At 71.4% G+C, this 18,647-nt stretch carries 13 protein-coding genes; 8 read left to right on the top strand and 5 right to left on the bottom strand.

All coding sequences use genetic code 11. The features are described from left to right. Position 1 precedes the first annotated feature (1 nt). From ISO16_RS26150 to ISO16_RS26130, 5 genes are all read left to right on the top strand, one after another. A complete protein-coding gene (locus ISO16_RS26150) occupies positions 2-841 on the top strand; it encodes an alpha/beta fold hydrolase (RefSeq protein ID WP_072634751.1) in 840 nt (279 codons plus the stop codon). Between the two features lie 43 nt (positions 842-884). Further along, positions 885-1,976: an ABC transporter ATP-binding protein gene (locus ISO16_RS26145; RefSeq protein ID WP_072634750.1), complete on the top strand. Its 1,092-nt coding sequence runs from the start codon at positions 885-887 to the stop codon at positions 1,974-1,976. Next, positions 1,973-2,758 carry an ABC transporter permease gene (locus ISO16_RS26140; protein WP_072634749.1) on the top strand — a complete coding sequence of 262 codons (786 nt, stop codon included), beginning with the start codon at positions 1,973-1,975 and terminating at the stop codon, positions 2,756-2,758. The genes ISO16_RS26145 and ISO16_RS26140 overlap by 4 nt, the downstream gene beginning before the upstream one ends. Positions 2,759-2,883: 125 nt before the next feature. Continuing rightward, positions 2,884-6,684: an ABC transporter ATP-binding protein gene (locus tag ISO16_RS26135; protein ID WP_072634748.1), complete on the top strand. Its 3,801-nt coding sequence runs from the start codon at positions 2,884-2,886 to the stop codon at positions 6,682-6,684. Between the two features lie 107 nt (positions 6,685-6,791). After that, positions 6,792-10,565 (top strand): multifunctional oxoglutarate decarboxylase/oxoglutarate dehydrogenase thiamine pyrophosphate-binding subunit/dihydrolipoyllysine-residue succinyltransferase subunit, encoded by a 3,774-nt coding sequence (locus ISO16_RS26130; RefSeq protein ID WP_072634747.1) that lies wholly within the window; start codon positions 6,792-6,794, stop codon positions 10,563-10,565. 117 nt (positions 10,566-10,682) lie between these two features. Here ISO16_RS26130 and ISO16_RS26125 read toward each other — a convergent pair whose 3' ends face one another. After that, positions 10,683-11,315 carry a TetR/AcrR family transcriptional regulator gene (locus ISO16_RS26125; protein WP_072634746.1) on the bottom strand — a complete coding sequence of 211 codons (633 nt, stop codon included), beginning with the start codon at positions 11,313-11,315 and terminating at the stop codon, positions 10,683-10,685. 71 nt (positions 11,316-11,386) lie between these two features. On the opposite strand from ISO16_RS26125, the gene ISO16_RS26120 reads away from it, so the two are divergent. The 3 genes from ISO16_RS26120 to ISO16_RS26110 are packed head-to-tail and all read left to right on the top strand — an operon-like array spanning position 11,387 to position 14,722. After that, complete coding sequence (locus ISO16_RS26120; RefSeq protein ID WP_072634745.1) at positions 11,387-12,970, top strand: flavin-containing monooxygenase; 1,584 nt, start codon at positions 11,387-11,389, stop codon at positions 12,968-12,970. Continuing rightward, on the top strand, positions 12,967-13,794 hold the full coding sequence (locus ISO16_RS26115) for an SDR family NAD(P)-dependent oxidoreductase (protein WP_072634744.1): 828 nt from the start codon (positions 12,967-12,969) through the stop codon (positions 13,792-13,794). Before ISO16_RS26120 ends, ISO16_RS26115 begins: the two co-directional genes overlap by 4 nt. A gap of 10 nt (positions 13,795-13,804) precedes the next feature. Then, on the top strand, positions 13,805-14,722 hold the full coding sequence (locus tag ISO16_RS26110; protein ID WP_072634743.1) for an alpha/beta hydrolase: 918 nt from the start codon (positions 13,805-13,807) through the stop codon (positions 14,720-14,722). Here the strand turns inward: ISO16_RS26110 and ISO16_RS26105 are convergent. The 4 genes from ISO16_RS26105 to ISO16_RS26090 all read right to left on the bottom strand — a co-directional run bounded on the left by ISO16_RS26105 (position 14,681) and on the right by ISO16_RS26090 (position 18,633). Continuing rightward, positions 14,681-15,628 (bottom strand): glycine betaine ABC transporter substrate-binding protein, encoded by a 948-nt coding sequence (locus ISO16_RS26105; RefSeq protein ID WP_072634742.1) that lies wholly within the window; start codon positions 15,626-15,628, stop codon positions 14,681-14,683. The genes ISO16_RS26110 and ISO16_RS26105 overlap by 42 nt on opposite strands. A gap of 80 nt (positions 15,629-15,708) precedes the next feature. Next, positions 15,709-16,902, bottom strand: coding sequence for an NAD(P)-dependent malic enzyme (locus tag ISO16_RS26100; RefSeq protein WP_029542499.1), 1,194 nt, complete (start codon positions 16,900-16,902; stop codon positions 15,709-15,711). Between the two features lie 445 nt (positions 16,903-17,347). Further along, entirely contained in the window at positions 17,348-17,782 is a 435-nt protein-coding gene (locus tag ISO16_RS26095) for a hypothetical protein (protein WP_029542497.1), read from the bottom strand. Continuing rightward, positions 17,779-18,633, bottom strand: coding sequence for a PHP domain-containing protein (locus ISO16_RS26090; protein WP_072634741.1), 855 nt, complete (start codon positions 18,631-18,633; stop codon positions 17,779-17,781). Before ISO16_RS26090 ends, ISO16_RS26095 begins: the two co-directional genes overlap by 4 nt. Between the last annotated feature and the right edge of the window lie 14 nt (positions 18,634-18,647).

Genomic DNA, 18,647 nt, shown 5'->3' with positions numbered 1-18,647 from the left:
GATGTCCGCGGGCACGGTGTTCGTGCGCGAGAGCGGATCCGGCCCGCGCACCGTGGTCCTCCTGCACGGATACTCCGACCACGGGGGCACCTGGTGCAAGGTGGCCCCGGCCCTGACCGAACGCCACCGGGTCCTGACCGTCGACCTGCCGGGGTTCGGCCGGAGCGCCGGGCACTGGCGGGCGCCGGTACTGGACCACTACGTCGACACCGTCGCCGACGTGATCGCCGACTGCCGGGATCCGGTTGCGCTGATCGGCAATTCGCTGGGAGCGGTGACGTCGCTGGCGTTCGCGTCGACGTATCCGCGCCGGGTGGACGGCGTCGTACTCGCCGACATGCCGGGGATGGCCGGCATACCGCGCAGCTGGCTGGGCGGAGCGCGGCTGCCGTTGGACATGGTGTCGCGCGCGCTGTCCCGGCCCGTGCCGCCGGCGCTCGTGCAGTTCGCCGTCGCCGCCCTGTACACCCGCGCGGCGCTGCACCGCCCGGACCGGCTGGGCGTCGACACGCGCACCGCGTTCGCGGCGAACTACGCGACGCGGCGCAGCATCGAGACCATGCTGGCCGTCGGCCGGGCCGTGATCCCCGAACTGGGCCGGCTGCCGATTCCCGAGATGGTGAACTCCCTGACCGTGCCGGCGCTGCTGGTGTGGGGCGAGCGGGATCTGATCACCCCGGCGCGCGCCGCGGGCCGGGTGAACACCGGGGCCCGGCGACGGGTCGCGATCATTCCGGACGCCGGGCACTGCCCGCAGCTCGACGCCCCGAGCGAATTCCTCGAACTGGTGCTTCCCTTCCTCGACCGGTCCTTCTCCCGGTCCGCCGCGCCGGGCACGTAGGCTCGCGGGGTCCGAGCAGGGGCCCACACCAGGGAGGGTATCGATGACAGCGCCGTTCCCGACGGGGCCGGTCGCCGGCGCCGGGTACGCGAACGCGGCCGCGCCGCCGCCGGGCATCGCCGTGCAGGGGCTGAGCAAGACCTTTCGCAACGTGCCGGCGGTGTCGGACCTGTCGTTCTCCGTCCCGCCGGGATCGATCACGGGATTCCTCGGACCGAACGGCTCCGGGAAGACGACGACCCTGCGGATGCTGTTCGGTCTGGTGCGCCCGACGGCCGGTGCCGCGCTCGTCGACGGGATGGCCTTCACCTCGCTGCCGCAGCCGGCGCGGGTGGTCGGTGCAGTGCTGGACGCGCAGAGCTTCCATCCCAAGCACACCGCCGGAACCCATCTCGACGTGTACGCCGCCGCGATCGGCGTGCCGGCGGCCCGGGTGCGGCACGTTCTCGACCTGGTCGGGCTCGGCGCGGCCGCCCGACGGCGGATCGGCGAGTTCTCCCTCGGCATGCGGCAGCGGCTGGCCCTGGCCACCGCGCTGCTCGGCGAACCGCGCTACCTCGTGCTCGACGAACCGGCGAACGGCCTGGACCCCGAAGGCATGGCCTGGCTGCGCGACTTCCTGCTCGGCTACGCGCGTTCCGGGGGCACCGTGCTGATCTCGAGCCACATCCTGCGGGAGGTCGAGCAGACGGCCGACCGTCTGGTGATCATCAGCCGCGGCATGCTCGTGCACCAGGGCACGACGGCGGACCTGCGGCACGCGCACCGCGCGCGGGTCCTCGTCGCCGCCTCCGACCCGGCCCGCCTGGCGACGGCGCTGGCCGCGGCGGGCCACACCGACGCGCAGGTGCAGCCGGACGGCCGGCTCGCGATCGTCGGGGTGGAGCCCGAGCGCGTCGCGGCGCTCGCCGCCGGACACGGCGTGACGGTGTTCGGGACGAGCATCGAGCACGCCGACCTCGAACAGGTGTTCCTGGCGATGACGGCCGGGCAGTACGTGGGGGCCGCGCCGGGGTGGGGCATGCAGGGGCCGACGCCCCCGCAGCAGCCGCCCTACCCGGGACAGTTCCCGCCGCCCGGGCCGTTCCCGCCCGGGCAACAGCATTCGCCGACCGGCTGGGAGGGACCCCGATGACCGCGTTGCTGACGGCCGAGTTCCGCAAGGTCCTGGGCCTGCGCTACTGGTGGATCCTCGGCATCACCCCGGTGGTGGTGGGCCTGTTCTCCGGTGCGCTGACCCTGCCGATCCTCGGCACGCTCGAAAGCGTCGTCGGCGAGAGCTTCGCCGAGACCGCCGCCGCCGCGATCGGGGTGAGCGTCGCGCTCGCGCTGGTGTTCCTGTTCGCGGCGCTGTTCGGGGTGGTCAACACGGGCAGCGAGTTCCAGCACCGCACCATCGTCACCAGTTTCCTGACCACGCGCGGCCGCGACGGGGTGATCGCCGCCAAGCTGACGACGGCGGTCGCGTTCGGGCTGCTGTACTGCGTGGTGGTCGAGGCCGTGTCGATGCTGACCATCCTGATGTTCGGCGGTGGTCTCGCCGGTGACGGCTCGGGTGCGGGCAGTGTCGCCGCGGTCCTCGGCGCCGGCCTGTTCGCCGCGATGCTGTGGGCCCTCATGGGCGCCGGGCTCGGCCTGCTCACCGGGTCGACGGCCGGCAGCGTCCTGGCGATCACCGCCTGGATCCCGTTCGGGGAGCTGATCGTCTCGCTGATCCTCGACGGCCTCGGGGCGAGCGCACTCGCCCGGCTGCTGCCCGGGCAGCTCACCTGGTACACGGTCTTCACCGTCATCGACCTGCCCGAGGAGGTCGACCCGGCCGTGACGTGGCCGGCGGCGCCGCTGGGGCTGCTCGGCTGGACCGCGCTGATCTGCGGCCTCGGCTGGTGGCGCACCCGGACCCGCGACATCGTCTGAGTCCGACGGCGGTTCTCGCGGCGAAGGGGAGGTTGCTGCGGCATCGATCGAGTGGTGGGCGCAACAACCACCCCCTCGCCGCAGAATCCTCCCGTGTCCCCGGCCGGCGCTAATGTCGGAAGACGATGGCACACGACGCGCGTTCCCCCGGTTGGATCCGTCGGCTGGGCGCGGAGGCCTGGCAGCATCGCCGCGTCGCGCTCGGCGCGCTGACCGTCACCGTCGTCGCCGCACTGATCGACATCACGTTCCCGTTGCTGACCAAGCTGGCGCTCGACAGCGCCACCCACCCCGACGGCCACGACCTGCAGCTGATCGGGCTGGCGGCGGCGGCGATCGCAGTGGGCGCGCTGGTGCGGTTCGGGTGTCAGTACGGCCGGCGGATGCTCGCCGGCCGGCTCTCGCTGGACGTGCAGCACGACCTGCGGCTCGGGCTGCTCGCCTCGCTGCAGCGGCTCGACGGGCGCGGCCAGGACCAGATCCGCACCGGGCAGGTGGTGTCGCGGTCGATCACCGACCTGCAACTCGTCCAGGGCCTGCTGGCGATGGTCCCCATGTCGGCCGGGGCGCTGTTGCAGTTCGCGCTGGCGCTGGTGATCATGGCGGTGCTCTCACCGCTGCTGACCCTCGTCGCCCTCGTCACCGTCCCGGTGATCGCCGGGGTGGTCGCCGTCGTCCGGCCCAAACTGTTCGCGGCGACGTGGTCGGCGCAGCAACGCGCGGCCGACCTGGCCCAGCACGTGGAGGAGACCGTCACCGGGGTGCGGGTGGTCAAGGGGTTCGGGCAGGAGGCCCGCGCCGTGGACCAGCTCGAACAGCACGGCCGCGCCCTCTATGCCGAGCGCATGCGCGCCGCCCGGATCAACGCCACGTTCGCCGCCCCGATGGGTGCCATCCCGCAACTCGGGCTCGTCGCCGTGATCGCGCTCGGCGGCTGGCTGGCCCTGCAGGGCACCGTCACCGTCGGCACGTTCCTCGCGTTCGCCGCCTACCTGGCGACGATGACCGCGACGACGCGCACGCTGTTCTCGGTGGTGATCATGGCGCAGCTCTCCCGCGCCGCGGTCGAGCGGGTGTACGAGGTGATCGACACCGAGCCCGATGTCGCCGACCCGCCGCATCCGGTGCCGCTGCCGGACGGGCCGCTGGGGCTGGTCCTCGACGCGGTGACGTTCGGTTTCGAGCCCGGCCGGCCCGTGCTCGACGGTCTCGACCTCGAACTGGCGCCGGGCGAGACCGTCGCCGTGGTCGGCTCCGCCGGCTCCGGCAAGACGGCGATGTCGCTGCTGCTGCCCCGGTTCTACGCCCCCGAATCCGGCGCCGTGTACGTCACCACCGCCGACGGCGACAGGATCGACGTCGCCGCCCTGCGCGCCGAGCACCTGCGCGAGGCGGTGAGCCTGGTGTTCGACGAACCGTTCCTGTTCTCGGACACGATCGCGGCGAACATCGCGCTGGGCCGGCCCGAGGCGAGCGCCGAGGAGATCCGCGCCGCCGCGCGGGCGGCGTGCGCCGACGAGTTCGTCGAGGCGCTCCCCGACGGGTACGACACCGTCGTCGGGGAGCGCGGTCTGACGCTGTCGGGTGGGCAACGGCAGCGCGTCGCGCTCGCCCGGGCGCTGCTGCTCGACCCCCGGGTGCTGATCCTCGACGACGCGACCTCCGCCGTGGACGCGGAGACGGAGGCCGCGATCTTCGCGGCGCTGCGGGCGCGCCCGAAGCGCACCACGCTGATCCTCGCGCACCGGCGGTCCACGCTGTCGCTCGCCGACCGGGTCGCGGTGCTCGACGGCGGTCGCGTCGTCGACTCCGGGACCGTCCACGAACTCAAGGCGCGCAACGCCCTGTTCCGGGCCCTGCTCAGTGGCGCCGAGGACGAGACGCCGGAACCGGACCGCGCCGACGGGTACGGCGTCGAAGCGTTGTGGCCGGAGGCGGCGCCCGACTCCGATCCGGCCGCGGTCCGGGCGGCCGCGCCGCAGGCGGGGCCGGGCGGGGGTGGCCGCGGCGGCGGTCCGATGAGCGGCGCCCTCGGGTCGATCGCCCCCACGCCGGCGCTGCGCCGGGCGGTCGAGGCGTTGCCCCCGGCCACCGAGCAACCGGGGCTGGACACGGCACAGCTGCGGCGCCCCGACCCCGAGTTCCGCCTCTCCCGGACGCTGCGGCCGGTGCGGTGGCTGCTGGCGGCGGTGGTGCTGTGCCTGGCGGTCGAGTCGCTGACGTCGATCGCGTTCCCGTCGATCGTGCGTTACGCCGTCGACCGCGGCGTCACGCCGGGCGAACCCGCGCGGCTGTGGGCGGCCACCGCAGTGGGCGCCGCGCTGGCGCTCCTGGCCTGGCTGGTGGTCGCGGTGCTCATCGTGCTCACCGCCCGCGCCGGCGAAAGGGTGCTGTTCGGGTTGCGGGTGCGCAGCTACGCGCACCTGCAGCGGCTGGGTCTGGACTACTACGAGCGGGAGCTGTCCGGCCGCATCATGACCCGGATGACCACGGACGTGGACGCGCTCTCCTCGTTCATCCAGACCGGGTTGTCCACCGCGGTGGTGAGCGTGCTGACGCTGGTCGGGATCTCGGTCGCCCTGCTCGCCACCGACCTCACCCTGGGGCTGGTGGCGCTGGCGGTGGTGCCGCCGTTGCTCGCGGCGACGCTGTGGTTCCGGCGGGTCTCGTCCACGGCCTACTCGGTCTCCCGCGAACGCATCTCCCTGGTCAACGCGGACTTCCAGGAGAACGTCACCGGGCTGCGGGCGGCCCAGGCCTACCGCCGGGAGGAGTTCGCGGCCCGCCGGTTCGCCGAGCGCGCCGATGCGTACCGGCGCAGCCGGATGCGCTCCCAGCGGGCCATCTCGCTGTACTTCCCGTTCATTGCGCTGCTGTCCGACCTCGCGCTGGCCGCGGTGGTGTTCGTCGGAGCCCGGGAGGTGGCCTCCGGGGCGACGACCGCGGGCGTGCTCGTCGCGTTCGTGCTCTACCTCGGCCTGCTGTTCGGTCCCATCCAGCAGTTGTCGCAGGTGTTCGACGGCTACCAGCAGGCCCGGGTGGGGCTGCGCCGGATCGGCGACCTGCTGCGCACCGAGAGTTCCCTCGAGACGGGCGGCACCGGCACGGTGCCCGTCCCGGGACACCTGCGCGGCGACGTGCGCCTCGACGACGTCGGGTTCCGCTACGCGGGGGCCGACACCGACGCGCTCACCGGCGTGGACCTGCACTTCCCCGCCGGCTCCACGGTGTCGCTCGTCGGCCGCACCGGCGCCGGCAAGTCCACGATCGTCAAGCTGCTGGCCCGGTTCTACGATCCGACGTCCGGCTCGGTGCGGGTCGACGACGTCGACCTGCGCGGGTATCGCCTGCCCGAGTACCGGGCCCGGCTCGGCGTCGTCCCGCAGGAGGCGCACCTGTTCACCGGCACCGTCGCGAGCAACATCGCCTACGGGCGGCCCGATGCGGACCGCGCGGACATCGAGGCCGCCGCACGCGCGGTGGGGGCCCTCGACATGATCGCCGGTCTGCCCGGCGGCATGCTGCATCCCGTCGGCGAGCGCGGGCAGGGCCTGTCCGCCGGGCAGCGTCAGCTCGTGGCGCTGGCCCGGGCCGAACTCGTCGATCCGGACCTGCTGCTGCTCGACGAGGCCACCGCGACGCTCGACCCGGGCACCGAACGGGCGGTGCTCGCGGCGGGCGAGTCGGTGACCCGCAGCCGCACCGCCGTGGTGGTGGCCCACCGGCTGGCCACCGCGGCACGCTCCGACCTGGTCGTCGTGGTCGACGGCGGGCGCATCGTGGAGACCGGATCGCACGACGCACTGCGGCACGCCGGAGGCGTGTACACGACCCTCTGTGATGCGGCCCAAATGCGGGCAGGGAATAATCGGCTGTCGAGAACCGTCGTCGATGGGGATCCCATCGAATCAGAGATTGTGAGGTAGGTCTCGACCGTGGCAGAGCTTTTTTGTTCGTCACAGCCGCGGGCTAGCCTCATATACATAGGCACTCCGATCGGGTACCGAAGAAAGAAACGAGGCGAACAACTGCCGTGAGCAGCAGCTCTACTTCCCAGTTCGGACAGAACCAGTGGTTGGTTGACGAGATGTACCAGCGGTTCCAGGACGATCCGTCGTCCGTGGACGCCAGCTGGCACGAATTCCTGACGGACTACTCCCCGGAGGCGGCGGTCGCGGGTGGCGCGAACGGCGCCACGCAGACCCAGCGTCCGGCGCAGAGTTCCGCCCCGACCTCCACCGAATCCGCCCCCGCCTCGAAGGCCACCCCGGCCCAGGCTCCGCCGAAGGCCGCTACTGCCCCGGCGAAGCCCGCACCGGCACCCAAGGCGGCTCCCGCTCCGGAACCGGCCAAGCCCGCCGCCGCCAAGCCGGCCCCCGCGAAGCCCGCCGCCGCCGCCAAGCCGGCCCCCGCGAAGCCCGCCGCGCCGGCCACCCAGGAAGAGTCCAAGGTTCTCCGTGGCGCTGCCGCTGCCGTCGCGAAGAACATGAACGCCTCGCTCTCGATCCCGACCGCCACCAGTGTGCGCGCCATCCCTGCGAAGCTGATGGTCGACAACCGGATCGTCATCAACAACCACCTCGCCCGTACCCGCGGCGGCAAGGTGTCATTCACTCACCTGCTCGGCTACGCCATCGTGCAGGCGGTGAAGGCGTTCCCGAACATGAACCGCCACTTCGCCGAGATCGACGGCAAGCCGAACGCGGTCACCCCCGCGCACACCAACCTCGGCCTGGCCATCGACCTGGCCGGCAAGGACGGCAACCGTTCGCTCGTCGTCGCCGCGATCAAGAACTGCGAGTCGATGAACTTCGCGCAGTTCTACTCCGCGTACGAGGACATCGTCCGTCGTGCGCGCGACGGCAAGCTCACCGCCGAGGACTTCTCCGGCGTCACCATCTCGCTGACCAACCCGGGCGGCATCGGCACCGTGCACTCGGTACCGCGGCTCATGCCGGGTCAGGGCACCATCATCGGTGCCGGTGCGATGGAGTACCCCGCCGAGTTCCAGGGCGCCTCGGACGAGCGCATCGCCGAGCTCGGCGTCGGCAAGCTGATGACGCTGACCTCGACGTACGATCACCGCATCATCCAGGGCGCGGAGTCCGGCGACTTCCTGCGGACCGTCCACAACCTGCTGATCAGCGACGATTTCTACGACGAGATCTTCCACACGCTGCACATCCCCTACGAGCCGGTCCGCTGGCGCAAGGACGTGCCGGAAGGCGCGGTCGACAAGAGCACCCGCGTCCTCGAGCTGATCGCCGCCTACCGCAGCCGCGGCCACCTGATGGCCGACACGGACCCGCTGCAGTTCGTCAAGGACAAGTTCCGGTCGCACCCGGACCTCGACGTCACCACGCACGATCTGACCCTGTGGGACCTCGACCGCGAGTTCAACGTCGGCGGCTTCCACGGTCAGCAGCGCATGAAGCTGCGCGACGTGCTGTCGGTGCTGCGCGACGCCTACTGCCGCCACGTCGGCGTGGAGTACACCCACATCCTCGATCCCGAGCAGCAGCAGTGGCTGCAGGAGCGCGTCGAGGCGCACCACGTCAAGCCGACCGTGGCGCAGCAGAAGTACATCCTCAGCCGCCTCAACGCCGCCGAGGCGTTCGAGACCTTCCTGCAGACCAAGTACGTCGGCCAGAAGCGGTTCTCGCTCGAGGGCGCCGAGTCGGTCATCCCGATGATGGACGCGATCATCGACCAGGCCGCCGAGCACGAGCTCGACGAGGTCGCCATCGCGATGCCGCACCGCGGCCGCCTGAACGTGCTGGCCAACATCGTCGGCAAGCCGTACTCGAAGATCTTCACCGAGTTCGAGGGCAACCTGAACCCGGCCGCCGCCCACGGCTCCGGCGACGTCAAGTACCACCTCGGCGCCGAGGGCAACTACATCCAGATGTTCGGCGACAACGACATCAAGGTGTCGCTCACAGCGAACCCGTCGCACCTCGAGGCCGTCAACCCGGTCCTCGAAGGCCTCGTGCGCGCCAAGCAGGACATCCTCGACAAGGGCGAGGGCGGCTTCACCGTCATGCCGCTGCTGCTGCACGGCGACGCCGCGTTCGCCGGCCAGGGCGTCGTGGCCGAGACCCTCAACCTCGCGCTGCTGCGCGGCTACCGCACCGGCGGCACCGTGCACATCGTCGTCAACAACCAGGTCGGCTTCACCACGGCCCCCGAGCACTCGCGGTCGTCGGAGTACTGCACCGACGTCGCGAAGATGATCGGCGCGCCGATCTTCCACGTCAACGGGGACGACCCGGAAGCGTGCGTGTGGGTGGCCCGGCTGGCCGTGGACTTCCGGGAGAAGTTCAACAAGGACGTCGTCATCGACATGATCTGCTACCGCCGTCGCGGCCACAACGAGGGCGACGACCCGTCGATGACGCAGCCGGCGATGTACGACGTGATCGACACCAAGCGCAGCGTCCGCAAGAGCTACACCGAGTCCCTCATCGGTCGTGGCGACATCTCGCTCAAAGAGGCCGAGGACGCGCTGCGCGACTACCAGGGCCAGCTCGAACGGGTCTTCAACGAGGTCCGCGAGCTCGAGAAGTACAAGCCGGAACCGTCGGAGTCGGTCGAGCTCGACCAGACGCCGCCGGCGAAGCTGACCACCGCGGTCGACAAGTCGGTGCTCGAGCGGATCGGCGACGCGTTCGTGAACGTCCCCGAGGGCTTCTCCGTGCATCCGCGCGTCAAGCCGGTCGTCGAGAAGCGCCGGGAGATGTCCCGCGAGGGCCACATCGACTGGGCGTACGCCGAGCTGCTGGCGTTCGGTTCGCTGGTCGAGCAGGGTGCCCTGGTGCGCCTGGCCGGTCAGGACTCGCGCCGCGGCACCTTCACCCAGCGCCACGCGGTGCTCATCGACCGCAAGTCCGGTGCCGAGTACACCCCGCTGCAGCAGGTGGCGGCCGAGGGCGGCAAGGGCGGCAAGTTCATGGTGTACGACTCGGCGCTGACCGAGTTCGCGGGCCTGGGCTTCGAGTACGGCTACTCCGTGGGCAACCCGGAGGCGCTGGTGCTGTGGGAGGCGCAGTTCGGTGACTTCGTCAACGGCGCGCAGTCCATCATCGACGAGTTCATCTCCTCCGGCGAGGCCAAGTGGGGTCAGCTCTCCGACGTGGTGCTGCTGCTGCCGCACGGCCACGAGGGCCAGGGCCCGGACCACACCTCGGGCCGCATCGAGCGGTTCCTGCAGCTGTGCGCCGAGGGGTCGATGACGGTGGCCATGCCGTCCACGCCCGCGAGCTACTTCCACCTGTTGCGCCGCCACCACCTCGACGGCATCCGCCGCCCGCTGGTGGTGTTCACGCCGAAGTCGATGCTGCGCAACAAGGCCGCGGTCAGCGACCTCGAGGACTTCACCACCGGCAAGTTCCGCTCGGTGTTCGAGGAGCCGCTGTACGAGAACGAGGGCGGCGACCGCGACAAGGTCACCCGCGTCCTGCTGACCTCCGGCAAGCTCTACTGGGAGCTGAAGGCGAAGAAGGACAAAGAGAAGCGGGACGACATCGCGATCCTGCGGATCGAGCAGCTGTACCCGGTGCCGCGTCGCCGCATCGCCGAGGCGCTCGACCGGTACCCGAACGCGCACGAGTTCTTCTGGGTGCAGGAGGAGCCGGCCAACCAGGGAGCGTGGCCGTTCCTGGGTCTGGCGCTGCCGGAGATGCTGCCCGAGAAGCTGTCGGGCATCAAGCGGGCGTCGCGGCGCGCGATGTCGGCTCCGTCCTCCGGCTCGAGCAAGGTTCACGCGGTCGAGCAGCAGGAGATCCTGGAGAAGGCGTTCGGCCGGTAGTCACCGGCGGTAGCCCCGCGGTTCTCACGCGAGCCGGGTCGTGCATGCCCTTCGGGGCGGCCGGCCCGGCTCGCGCCGTTTCCGGCCCCCCGGGACGTGACCGAATGTCACACGCGTTCACTCAGATCGAACCGCTGTGACATTCGGTGCGCCCGCGGCGAGGGCCAGCGCGGGCAGGGCGGCGACGGCGAGGTCGACGAACTCCTCGCGGGTGAGCTGCGGGTCCCGGAGCCAGGCGATCGTCGTGTCCTCGACGAACGCGATCCAGCCGCGCACGGCCAGGGCGACGGCGGGCCCGGCGTCGATGCCGATGCGGGGCAGGTACGCGACGGTGCGATCGACCATGGCGGTGCGTGTGTCCTCGAAGACCTGCCGCATGTCCGGGTCCCCGCTCGCGGTGCCGCGCAGCATCGACAGGTAGGTGTCGCGGTGGTCGGTGACGTAGTCGACGTACGCGACGATCGTGCCGCGCAGCATCTCCATCGGTTCGAGGCTGTCGTCGGGTGCGGTGCGCTCGAGCATGTCCCGGCTGGTGTGCCGGACGAGTTCGACGTGGAAGTCGTGCTTGGACGCGAAGTAGTGGAACAGCAGCCCGCGCGACACCCCCGCCTGGTCGGCGATGTCCTCGACGGAGATCTGCTCGAGCGGCCGTTCGGCGAGCAGTTGCACGCCGAGGTCGACGAGCTGGGCCCGCCGCTCGGCGGGACTCAGCCTGGTGCGCTTGATGCTGTTGCTCTTCACAGGTGCCATGCAAACACTCTTGTTGAATCGCAGTCAACAGGCTATTGACCGGCGCTCAATATGGCCCTACGCTTATTTACATGAGTCTTCCGGTTACAGACACCATCGCCACCGATGCGCACCCACGTCAGGTCGACACGCTGATCATCGGCAGCGGGTTCGCCGGACTCGGCGCCGCCGTCCGACTGACCCGGGCCGGCAAGGACTTCGTGGTCCTCGAGCGCGGATCGGAGGTCGGCGGCACCTGGCGCGACAACACGTACCCGGGCGCCGCGTGCGACGTCCCGTCCAACCTGTACTCCTACTCGTTCGCCCTCAACCCCGGCTGGACGCGGTCCTTCTCCCCCCAGCCCGAGATCCAGGCCTACATCGCCTCGGTCGCCGACAGGTACGACATACGCCGCCGCACCGTTTTCGGGTGCGACGTGCAGACCGTCCGCTGGAACACCGCCACCCACCGCTGGGACGTGCAGACCACCAAGGGTGCGTTCGACGCCCGGATCGTCGTCTCCGCCGTCGGGGCGCTGTGCGAGCCGTCGCTGCCCGACATCGCGGGCATCGAAGGGTTCCGGGGCGAGATCTTCCACTCCGCCCGGTGGAACCACGACGCGGACCTGACCGGCAAGCGCGTCGCCGTGATCGGCACCGGAGCCTCCGCAATCCAGATCGTGCCCGCCATCGCCGGCAAGGTCGCCCGCCTCGACGTCTACCAGCGCACCGCGCCCTGGGTGCTGCCTCGCGCCGACCGCGAATACACCCCCGTCGAGCGGCTCGCGTTCCGCCGCGTACCCGGGTTCCAGCGCCTGTCCCGCGCCCTGCAGTACCTCACCCGCGAGACGCAGGTCGTCGGCCTGGCCAAGGCACCGGTCTTCATGAAGCCGCTCGAGCTCGCCGCCCGCACGCACATCCGCCGCCAGATCACCGACCCCGAGCTGCGCCGCAAGGTCACCCCGAACTTCCGGATCGGCTGCAAGCGGATGCTCATCTCGAACAACTACTACCCCGCGCTGGCCCGGCCGAACGTCGACCTGATCACCGACGGCATCGCCGAGGTCACCGCGGACGGCATCGTCACCCGCGACGGCACCACCCGCCAGGTCGACGCCATCGTCGTCGCCACCGGCTTCCACGTCACCGACTCGCCCACCTTCGCCGGAATCTTCGGCAAGGACGGCCGCAGCCTGGCGGACGTCTTCGACGCCACCGGCATGCAGGGCTACAAGGGCGCCGCCGTCGCCGGTTTCCCCAACATGTTCTTCCTCGTGGGACCGAACACCGGACTCGGCCACACCTCGATGGTGTACATGATCGAATCCCAGCTGAACTACCTGGTGGACGCGATCGAGACGATCGACCGCCACCGGATCGGCACCGTCGAGGTGCGCCCGGAGGTGCAGGGCGAATACAACCGCAACCTGCAGGACGCCCTGAAGCGCAGCGTGTGGAGCAACGGCGGCTGCGCCAGCTGGTACCTCGACAAGCACGGCAACAACACCACCCTGTGGCCGAGCTTCACGTTCGAATTCCGCCGCATCACCAAGCATTTCGACCTGGACGCCTACCGCAGCGTCGCCGCGGCGGACCTCCCCCCGGTCCCGGCGCAGACGCCGGCGACCGTCCGTGACTCCGACGAGACCGACACCCGGAAGGTGGCAGCGCAGTGAGCGAGTTCGCAGGAAAGGTCGCCGTGATCACCGGCGCCGGATCGGGCATCGGCCGTGCCCTGGCGCTCGAGCTCGCCCGGCGCGGCGCCCGGCTGGCCCTGTCCGACGTCGACACCGCCGGGCTGGACGAGACTGTGCGCCGGGCCCGCGACCTCGGCGCCGAGGTCAAGGCCGATCACCTCGACGTCACGCAGCGCGAGGCGGTGCTCGACTACGCCGACGCCGTCGCCGTCCACTTCGGCCAGGTCAACCAGATCTACAACAACGCCGGCATCGCCTACCACGGCGAGTTCGAACGCTCGGACTTCAAGGACATCGAGCGGATCATGGACGTCGACTTCTGGGGCGTGGTGAACGGCACCAAGGCGTTCCTGCCCCACGTCGTCGCGTCCGGGGACGGCCACATCGTCAACGTCTCGAGCCTGTTCGGGCTGCTGGCCATCCCCGGTCAGAGCGCCTACAACTCCGCGAAGTTCGCCGTCCGCGGCTTCACCGAGGCGCTGCGCCAGGAGATGCTGGTCGCCCGGCACCCCGTCAAGGTCACCTGCGTGCACCCCGGCGGCATCAAGACGGCGATCGCCCGCAACGCCGCCGTCCCGGCCGGCGACGATCAGGAGTCCTTCGCCCAGTTCTTCGACCGCAAGCTGGCCCGCACCAGCCCGGAGGACGCGGCCCGCACCATCGTCGAGGGCGTGCGCAGGGGCAGGGCCCGGGTACTCATCGGCGCCGACGCGAAGTTCCTCGACGCCTGGGTGCGCGTGGTGGGCCCGTCCTATCAGCGTGTCGTCGCATTCGTCAGTGGCCGCTTCGTGCCGAAGGGCTAGGGTCGCGGTCATGCCCCAGCTCCCCCTGCCCGTCGTGCGGGCGGCGGTGCGGCCGGCCTACCGGCTCGCCCTCAACGCGCGGCTGCCGTACCCTGTCCAGCGCCGGCTGCTCGAGCTCGTCGCGCCGATCCAGACCCTGCCCGAGGGCACGGTGGTGCGGCAGGTCACGCTCGCGGGCCGGCCCGCCGAACGCGTCACCGTCGGCGCCACCGAACGTCCCACCGCGGTCCTGTACCTGCACGGGGGCGGGTACACGGTGGCCTCGCCCGCCACGCACCGGTCCCTGGCCGCGCACCTGGCCGCGGCCTCGGGTTCGGCGGTGTACGTGCTCGACTACCGGCTGGCCCCGGAGCACCCCTACCCCGCCGCACTGGACGACGCGGTCGGTGCGTACCTCGAGCTGGTGACCGAGCACGGCGTGACCCCGCAGACCGCCCCGATCGCCGGCGACTCGGCCGGGGGCGGCCTGACGGTCGCGGCGGCGCGCCGGCTGATCGACCGGCACGGGGTGCGGCCCGCCGCCCTGGGGCTGATCGCGCCCTGGGTCGATCCCGCCTCGCGGGACTTCCCCTTCGACCGGGACACGGTCCTCAACGCCGCCTGGATCTCGGCGTCGGCGCGGGCGTATCTCGGCGACCGCGACGCCTCCGACCCCGGCTACGCGCCGCTGCGCGGAGACCTGGCCGGCCTGCCGCCGACGCTGATCCACGTCGGCACCGGCGAGATGCTGTACCCGCAGGTCACCGAGTTCGCCCGGAAGCTGCGTGAGGCGGGGGTGGACGTGACGGTCACCGAGCAGCGCGAACTGTGGCACGTGGCCCATCTGCAGGCCGCGCTGGTGGGCGAGGCCGCCGACGCGGTGGCACAGCTCGGCGCCTTCCTGCGCTCACACGTGCTCGGTGAGCCACGCCTGCGCGACGACGGCTGAGTCCTCGCCGCCGCCGATCCGGTCGAGCATCTCGGCCAGGTCGGCGGTGGTCAGCTCCCCCGCGACGAGACTCAGGGCCTCGAGCTGACGTTCCTCGAGGACGTGCTTGCGGAACACCGGGATGACGTTCTGTGCGGTGAACACCGGTGGCTCCGTGCCGGTTCCGGTCTCCGGACCGGATCCGGGCGCGCGGTCCGGCGCATCCTGCAGCGCGACGCCCGTCGCGTCGCGCGCGGCGGCCGAGGCGGTCGTCAGCGCGGCCACGCCCCCGCCGGCCGCGGGCCCCGGCGCGTCGTCGGTTTCGACACGGCCTGGGACGCAGCCTCTTTCGGCCATGTCCCGCAGTCCGTCGTTCTCCTCGAATCCGCCCGTGACCGTCACGGTCAGCTCGCCGCACCGGCCGACGATCCCGGCCAACTCGGTGGTACCGAGCCGGGCAGCGGTGGCGTCGGAGACGAACAGCACCGAACGATCCTGTGCGGCAGCGTAGTCCGTGATCGCCATGTCGTCGGGCAGGGATCGGGCGAGCGCCTCGAACACGTCCTCGGCGTCCGTGTCCGTCGCAGCCGGGGCGAAGTACCGCAACAGCCGTCCGGTGTAGTCCGGCACGAGGGTCACCTCGGCCGCGTCCAGCGCCGCGAGGTAGTCGGCGCGGCCGCCGAGCCCGGTGCGCAGTTCGGTCCGGGTCCCGCTACCGGCCAGGGCGCCCGCGTAGATCCGGGCGAGCAGTTCGCTCGCGGCGTCGTCTCCGGCGCCGACGACCACGGTGGCGACGTCCGTCGACTCGTCGACCACCGACGGCCCGCACCCGGTCAGCACCGCGACGGCGACCACCGGCCCGGCCACCGTCCGAATGAATCCCTCGCCCCGCAGTCCCCGGCTCCTCGCGCTCCACACGATGCCCATCCTCGCGCATCCCCGGAAAGCCGAACGCCCCGGTCCGGAACCTGGGTGCGGGCTCCGGCCGGGGCGTGCGGTCGATCGCGTCAGTCGGTGACGCCCTCGGCCCGCGCCGCGGCCGCGACGGCCTCGGCGACGGCGGGCGCCACCCGCGGATCGAGAGGGCTCGGGACGATCTTGTCCACGGCCAACTCGTCACCGACGACCGAGAGGATGGCCTCGGCGGCGGCGAGCTTCATGCCCTCGGTGATGCGCCGGGCGCCCGCGTCGAGCGCGCCCTTGAACACACCGGGGAAGGCCAGCACGTTGTTGATCTGGTTCGGGAAGTCGCTGCGGCCGGTCGCGACGATCGCGGCGTGCTTGGCGGCGACCTCCGGGTGGATCTCCGGATCCGGGTTCGACAGCGCGAACACGATCGCGCCGTCGGCCATCCGAGCGACGATCTCCTCCGGCACCGTGCCGGCCGAGACGCCGATGAACACGTCCGCGCCGTCGAGGGCCTCGATCAGCCCGCCGTGCCGGCCGGCCGGGTTGGTCCGCGCGGCCAGGTCGACCTTGACCTCGTTCAGGTCGGTGCGCTCGGCCGAGACGATGCCCTTCGAGTCCAGCACGGTCACATCGGCCGCGCCGGCGGCGAGCAGGATGTTCGCGACGGCGACGCCGGCGGCACCGGCGCCGGAGATGACGATGCGCAGGCCGGCCAGCTCGCGGCCCTGCACCTTGGCGGCGCCCTTGAGCGCGGCGAGTGCCACGATGGCGGTGCCGTGCTGGTCGTCGTGCATGACCGGGCAGTCCAGCGCCTCGATGACGCGTCGTTCGATCTCGAAGCAGCGCGGGGCGGAGATGTCCTCGAGGTTGACCGCGCCGAAGCTCGGGCGCAGCCGGATCAGCGTCTCGACGATCTCGTCGGGATCCTTGGTGTCGAGCACCAGCGGGATCGAGTTCAGGCCCGCGAACTTCTTGAACAGGGCGGACTTGCCCTCCATCACCGGCAGCGACGCGCGCGGGCCGATGTCACCGAGGCCGAGCACCGCCGAACCGTCGGAGACGACCACCACGAGGCGGTTGGTCCAGGTGTAGCGGTCGGCGAGGGTCTCGTCGGCCGCGATCGCGCGGGAAACCTGCGCGACGCCGGGCGTGTAGGCGATCGACAGATCGCGCTGCGTCTCCAGGGGTGCGGTGAGCTCGACGGACAGCTTGCCGTCGATATGGCTGCTGAAGATTTCCTCGTCGGTCAATTCGACCTTCCGGGGGGTAGGTGCATCAGACACGATTGACACGATGACACTCCTGCTCGAGCCGGAACCACTCGGGTTCCGGTTACTGCGAAGTAGCTGCGCGACGGACATCCGGCGCAGCGCTTCGCCAAGGACATTTCGGTGAAGCTTCCGGGCGCGATCACGGTTACCGCTGTACAACGCTGTACGACTTCCGGAGCGTGATGGCGCCGAGGCGGGTGAGCCCTGGCGACGAGCCCTCTACAGGGTCTGCCATCTTCGTCCGGCTTCGGGGCGGTGGCACCGACGCCGGATTGAGGAAAAGTTTGCCACCTTCACAACCCAACAATCAAATCGGTATTTCTTGCGAATGTCTCACGTTTTTCCCCGCTCACCTGTGAGTTTGGACAGCCGAGCCGGAATGTCGACCCCGCGATCGGAGCCGTTCCGAGGCAAAAGCCCGAGATGCCGGCCGGTTACCTACCGGTAACGGACGGCGCGCGAAACGTCAGCCCCACCACTGGGTGAACATCAGGACCGCGCCCGTGAGATAGACCACACCGGCGCCCACGGCGGCGGCGAGCCCGCGCCGGCGGTCCGCGAACACCTGCGCGGCCGACACGACGACCACCGCGACGACGTGCGCGGACAGCGACGCCGAGCCCGGTCCCGGGAAATCCCGCTTGTCGCCCAGGTACTGCGCCGCCCAGACCACCACCGTCAGGACGATCACCGCGCCGCACACCACGCCGGACAGCGCCCGCAGTCCCCGCACGACGAGCCCGTCCCGCCGCGGCGCCCCGCGACCCGGGCGGGACGGCGCCGCCGTGGGGGCGCCGTAGGGGTCGCGGCCGGAGTCGTCGGCGTAGTAGTCGTCGGCGTGGTAGTCGTCGTACCCGTCGGCGCGGTCGTGACGTCGCGCAGGGCGGCCCCAGGTGGTCATCCCGCAAGCACCTCGATCCCGGTGGCACGGGCCGTCAGGGCCTCGAGCGCCTCGGGGTCCGTCGTGTACCGGCCGAGGGAGACTTTCTTGTTGCCGCCGTGGTAGTCGGACGACCCGGTCACGAACAGGTCGAGCTTCGCCGCCATGTCCCGCATGAGCCGCGCGTCGTCCGGATCGTGGTCCGGATGGTCCGCCTCGAGGCCCCCGAGGCCCAGCTCGGCGAGCTCCTCGATGTGGTCGAGCGCAAGCAGCCGCCCGCGCGAGCGGGCACGGGCATGCGCCACGACGGTGACGCCGCCGGCCGCGGCGACCATGCGCACGGCGTCCGACAGCGGCGTGTCCGCCTTGGTGACGTAGTAGCGGCCCCGCGACGAGAGCAGGTCTGCGAAGGCGGCGTCGATGCTCGGGACGACACCCGCCTCCACCAGCGCACGCGCCAGGTGGGGTCGGCCGGCCACCGGGCCGGCGGCGGTGACGATCCGTTCGGGGTCGACGGGCAGCCCGTCGTCGGCCATCCGCTCGGCCATCGCCCGGATGCGGGCCACCCGCTCCGCCCGCAGGCGCTCCCGCTCGACCGCGAACGCCTCGTCCCGCGGGTCGAACAGGTACGCGAGCAGGTGCACCGCCACGGGCCGGCCGTCCTCGCCGCGCCCGGTGCACGACATCTCCATGCCGCGGATCAGCCGCAGTCCCCCGGGCAGGGCGTCGGCCGCAGCGTCCCAGCCGGCGGTGGTGTCGTGGTCGGTCAGGGCGACGACGTCGAGCCCGGCCTCGGCGGCCGCGCGGACGAGCCCCGCCGGGGTGTCGGTCCCGTCGGAGGCGAGCGAGTGGGCATGCAGGTCGATACGCACCCCACCAGTGTGTC

The organism is Rhodococcus sp. M8 (assembly GCF_015654185.1).
Lineage (GTDB): Bacteria > Actinomycetota > Actinomycetes > Mycobacteriales > Mycobacteriaceae > Rhodococcus > Rhodococcus aetherivorans.
Note: the sequence above shows the minus strand (reverse complement) of the source record. Positions and strands in the feature narration are given on the sequence as shown.